Source organism: Streptomyces sp. NPDC059900, assembly GCF_050270335.1.
Lineage (GTDB): Bacteria > Actinomycetota > Actinomycetes > Streptomycetales > Streptomycetaceae > Streptomyces.
The window spans coordinates 1-4894 of record NZ_JBNNJZ010000580.1; the positions used below are offsets into that span (position 1 = coordinate 1).

Below are 4894 nucleotides of genomic sequence, written 5' to 3' on the forward strand. Positions count from 1 at the left end.
GGGGAGGGCTTGGCGGATGACGGGGGCCTCACGGTCAGCGCGTACCGCGAGCAGCTGTCCGCGGACGGCGCCGACTGGCTGCTCGTGCACCGGGGCCCGGCTCGCCTGCGGCTCGTGCACACGGTCCGCTATGTCGCGGGCGCGTCGTACGCGCTGGGGCCGCTCGCCCTGCACCGTGCCTGGTGCGATCCGGGCAGCGAGGCCCTGACGCTGTTCTTGGAGACGGGCACCGAACGCCGCCCGCACACGGACGTGTACAGCACCGCCGCCCGCCACCCAGCGGCGGTGCACAAGACCGCCCTGACGGAGCGGGAATTCCGCTCGGTCCTGACGGCCCTGGCGGCATCCCTCACCAACACTGACACCGCCCCGGGCGGGCTCGACGCTTGGTGAACGGGTGGGCGGGCAGCAACCCGCCGCGAAGCGGGCGGATCGCCGCAAATGAGCTCGGGCATGCGCTTGGCTTCTGCCGCAAAAGCCCGTCGGGCTACCGGTCGTTGATGGCCCCGCACACCTTCGACATGCCCTCCAGCGGCGCCCCGACCGGGCGGGACCGCAAGAACTACCGCGCTTTGTGGGGCTGAAAGGCCAACCGATGATCTCGTTTCGCCGGAAACTGGCCCTCGCTCTGGCTAGACTGACCGTGGTGAGCGGTGCCTTCTGGGGCGTGTACCGGCTCCTCGATGGGGCGGAATCCGCACCTGCGGGCGAGGCGGTCACGTTGTATGACGTGCAAGATGCCAGGCAGGTCGCGGGGACCGCGGACGACGTGTTCGCCGGCGAGGTCGTGGACCGCACGGGGCAGCGTGACATCGCGGGCATCCTCTTCGACCTGTACGCAGTAAGCGTCGAGCGGAGTTTCAAAGGGGGCTTGGACGGCACGGTCACCGTCAGCCACGAGCAGGGCGCCTCCCCGCTGTCGGCAGGCGAGTCCTATGTGTTCGCCACCGGTCGGGTGCCGGAGGCACACACCCACGCCGTTCTCCTGGAAACCAGCCCGGCCCCGTTCACCGACCTCGCCGCTGCGGCCGGCCCCGGAACCAAGGGCGCCGGGGCCGCGGGCCGCACCGTGGCCGAGTACTGGACCTGGGCCGTCGACCATGAGGTCGACGTCGCCTCGGGCTGACCCGGCGCGAAGGGCCCCGTGCCCGGAGCAGTGAACTATCGCCGGTCAAGAGACCATCGCAACCGGGCTGCTGCGGGCCGGTCTCCGCCAGGCGGCCGACGCGACCCTCGCCGACGCGCTGCACCCGGACGGTCAACGGGCCTGCAGCTTCGCTCTGGCCGCCCTGCTTCACCCCCGATCTCCGGCATCGCTCCAAGACGTGGGAACCCGTCAGATCCGGCACGCGATGTTGTGCCGGATGCCGGATCCAGCCGCGTACGCACCAAGCAGCCGGGGAATCTCTTCACACTTCCCACGCCAGCTGCACGACTCGAGATGGCATAGTTGATCAACTGGCGGGCCGGACACTCCGCGTCCGCGGTGGGGGGACTTTCATGCGTACGCGTACTGCTGCGGCTTCGGCCGTTTTGATCCTGTGCACGGTGATGGGCTCGGCGGCCTGCTCGTCGTCCTCGGACGGCAATCCCTCGTCGGGCACCTCGGCCCCGCACGAACAGGGCAAGAGTCAGCGCCAAGCGGACAAGAGCGTCCCCGAGACCGATCCCTCGGCCTGCGCGACTTCCGCCGACAAGATCCCGGAAGGCTGCGAGGTCGACATGGATGCAGCCGAGGTGGACGAGGCAACTCCTGCCACACAGCCGCCTGCGACGGAGGCGACGCGGGCACCCTCGACGAACTGACCGCACCGGTGACGGACGGTCCGGCTCGGCGGGGGAGCGTCGGAACCGGCAGCGCTCGGAGCGCCGTCGGCGAGCCCGCAGTGCCACCGGGGTCGTGCGTTATATCGGTGGTGCGACCCCGTCGGTAGCGCGTCCACGGTCAGCGCGAGCGGCGCTGCTGTGCGCCTTCCTTGTTCACCTGCTCCCCTTTGTGTCGCGTGCTCCTTCGGTCGCGATCACAGCGGTGCCGGCGGCGAGCGCCGGCGCGGCCGTGCGTACGGTGTGCGGCGCGGGGTGGCCGCGGCGCCGGGCGAAGCCCAGGCCCAGCAGGCCCGCGATGGCAGCCGCGGCACAGGTGAAGAACACGACATGGCGGTACGGGCCGGGGGCGGACGAGGGCGCCACGGGCAAAATGGCGGCCAGTGCTGCGATGCCCAGAGCGCCGCCGATCTGCCGTACCGCCAGGTTGAGTCCGGTGGCCCCGGCGAAGTCCGCCGGCTCCACGGACAGGGCTGCCACGCTGGAGACCCCGGTGCTGACGGCGCCGATGCCGGCACCGGCCAGCAGGCCGACCGGAATCCACATGCTCCACAGAGCAGGCTGCGAGGAGAGTGTCAGGCCCAGCCAGAGCCCGGCCGTCACCAGCGTCAGCGCGCCGCAGGACACCACCAGGTGCGGGCGGCTTCTGCTCAGGGAGCGGCCCACCAACGCCGCGACCCCCGCGGACAGCAGCGCCCCCGGCGTCATCGACAGACCGGCCGAGATCCACGAGTAATGCCAGACGTCCACCAGGAACAGCGCCCCGACCAGGAGCCAGGCGTACAGCGCCGCGCCGAAGAACAGCGAGACGAGGTTGGCCAGCGCGAACGGCCTGCTGCGCCACAGCCTGGTCTGCAGGGCAGGCCGCGGATGCCGACTGGCCCGTAGCAGGGCCCCTGCCGACAGGACCAGGCCCGCGGTCAGGGAGCCCAGCACGCGCGGGTCGTCCCAGTGCCACTGGCGTCCCTGGGCGACACCGAGTACGAGGAGCCCGGTGCCGGCTGTGAGGAGCAGGGTGCCGAGCAGGTCGGGAAGCTTCTGCCCGCTGTGTGCTGGTGCGCGGACCGCCCTGATCCCGGCGAGCAGGGCGAGGCCCAGGGGGAGGTTGACCAGGAATACCGCGCGCCAGCCGGCCACGTCGATGAGGATGCCGCCCAGGCTGGGCCCCGCCGCGGCCGCGGCGGAGGCTGCGGCGCTCCACAGCCCGATCGCCGCCCCTCTGCGCTGGGGGGCCACATCGGCCAGGAGTACGGCGAGGGAGGCCGGGATCATGGCTGCTGCCCCCAGTGCCTGCAGCCCTCGTGCGGCAAGGAGCGCCGGGAGGGCGGGGGCCAGGGCGCACAGCAGCGAGGCGAGGGTGAACAGGCCCATGCCGGCGATGTACAGACGGCGCCGCCCCAGCACATCGGCCAGGCGTCCCGCGGGGGCGAGGAATGCGGCGAACACGATGCCGTACAACGAGATGACCCAGGTCAGGTCCGTCACCAAGGTGCCGGGAAAGCTGCGGTGCAAATCCGTCACCGCGAGGTTGGCCACGGTGGCGTCCAGGATCGACAGGAAGATCGCGCCCGCCGCGAGCGTCACGACGACCGGGTAACTCGGCTGCCGGGCAGCCGAATCAGGGTTCCGGCTCATGCGTGGTCACCTTTCGTCGTACGGCCCCTGGATGGAGGGCCCCTGTTGCTCCAATCTGGCAAGCTGCGGGGGCGGGCGCTGGCAGGAATCCGCCGCCATGCGTGCTCCGGGGCATGCCGGGCCGGGAGCGGCTCCACAGCCACGGCCCCTGGCGACGAACTGCCGGGTGGTCTCGTCGGCGTCAACGGAGCCCGACGGCGGGCGGAGCCGGGGGCGGGTGCGGGTGTGCGTGCGGGCGCACGGGCAGCGCGTGATCAATCCCAGGCCACGGGCATTTCTTCCAGACCCCCCAGGTGCGCGAAGTCCTTCCAGCGCAGCTCCTTGGCCGGCACCGCCAGGCGCAGCCGCGGGAACCGCTCGAACAGGGCGCGCAGGCCGATGGCCAGTTCGAGGCGGGCGAGACCTGCACCGATGCAGAAGTGCGGGCCCTGCCCGAAGGCCATCTGGGTGCGCTGCTCGCGCTGGATGAGGCAGCGGTCGGGATCCGGGTAGACCTCGGGGTCCCGGCTTGCGGTGCCGACGGAGGCGAGCACCGCCGAGCCCTCGGGGATGATGGTGCCGCCCAGCTTCACGTCGCTCGTCGTGATCCGGATGGCGGTCCCGCCGCCGGGGACGTTGAGCCGCACCAGCTCCTCCACCGCATCGGGGTAGAGGCCGGGATCCGCGCGCAGCAGCGCGAGCTGGTCGGGATTGCCGAGCAGGGTCGCCGTCCCGGCGCAGAGCACGGTCACCGTGGTGTCGTGTCCCGCGAACAGCAGCAGCGCGCCCAGGCTGACGATCTCGCGCTCGGACAGTTCACCCTCCTCGTCGTGGAGGTGTACCAGGGCGCTGATCAGATCGTCGCCGGGTTCCTCGCGCCGGTGGCCGATCAGACGGGCGAAGTAGGCCCGCATGTCCTCGTTGGCCTGCTGGATCTCCTCGGGCGGGTACTTGGTGAGCGAAAAGAACCGGTCGCACCAGCCCCCGAACGCGTCGTAGTCCTCGAAGGGGACCCCGAGGATGCGGCAGATGACGCGCAGGGCGAGGGGGCGCCCGTAGATCTCGACGAGGTCGCCCGCGGGCGGGCCCGCTTCCATGGCATCGAGCAGCTGTGCGGTGACCTCCTCCACGTACGGGCGCATCCGCCGCACGCGCTGCGGGCTGAACGCCCGGTTGGCCAGTTTGCGGATCCGGGTGTGCCGCGGGGGATCCATGGTGATCATGCTGTGCGGGTCGGGCTCGACCACCTGCGCGCGAGCGGCGCCGGGGCGGAACAGCGCCTCCCTGCTGAACCGGCGGTCCGACAGCGCGGTCCGTACGTCCTCATGGCGGGCCACGAACCAGGCGGGGTCGCCGGTCGCGAGGGTGATCGGGCAGACCGGCTCCTCGCGCAGCGCCTGTGCGTAGGCGTCGGCCGGCACGAGCGGGTCGGAGCGCTTGGTGGGATAGGTGAACC

General features: G+C 71.6%; 4 protein-coding genes and 1 pseudogene. 3 read left to right on the forward strand and 2 right to left on the reverse strand.

The features are described from left to right. From ACQKIP_RS39550 to ACQKIP_RS39560, 3 genes and pseudogenes are all read left to right on the forward strand, one after another. Positions 1 to 393: pseudogene (locus tag ACQKIP_RS39550) on the forward strand (hypothetical protein); the annotation flags it as partial. Between the two features lie 253 nt (positions 394 to 646). After that, on the forward strand, positions 647 to 1126 hold the full coding sequence (locus ACQKIP_RS39555) for a hypothetical protein (protein ID WP_427745266.1): 480 nt from the start codon (positions 647 to 649) through the stop codon (positions 1124 to 1126). Positions 1127 to 1500: 374 nt separating this feature from the next. Then, positions 1501 to 1806, forward strand: coding sequence for a hypothetical protein (locus tag ACQKIP_RS39560; RefSeq protein WP_365863427.1), 306 nt, complete (start codon positions 1501 to 1503; stop codon positions 1804 to 1806). Between the two features lie 174 nt (positions 1807 to 1980). Here the strand turns inward: ACQKIP_RS39560 and ACQKIP_RS39565 are convergent, their stop codons facing one another. Both ACQKIP_RS39565 and ACQKIP_RS39570 read right to left on the reverse strand, forming a co-directional pair. Then, positions 1981 to 3459, reverse strand: a complete 1479-nt coding sequence (locus ACQKIP_RS39565; protein WP_365863425.1) for an MFS transporter — start codon at positions 3457 to 3459, stop codon at positions 1981 to 1983. Positions 3460 to 3713: 254 nt separating this feature from the next. Further along, on the reverse strand, positions 3714 to 4894 hold a 1181-nt coding region (locus ACQKIP_RS39570), incomplete at its 5' end, for a cytochrome P450 (protein WP_427745267.1).

Coding starts and splice junctions, on each gene's coding strand:
- ACQKIP_RS39560 (WP_365863427.1), top strand. CDS start 1,501: ATGCGTACGCGTACTGCTGCGGCTTCGGCCGTTTTGATCCTGTGCACG.
- ACQKIP_RS39565 (WP_365863425.1), bottom strand. CDS start 3,459: ATGAGCCGGAACCCTGATTCGGCTGCCCGGCAGCCGAGTTACCCGGTC.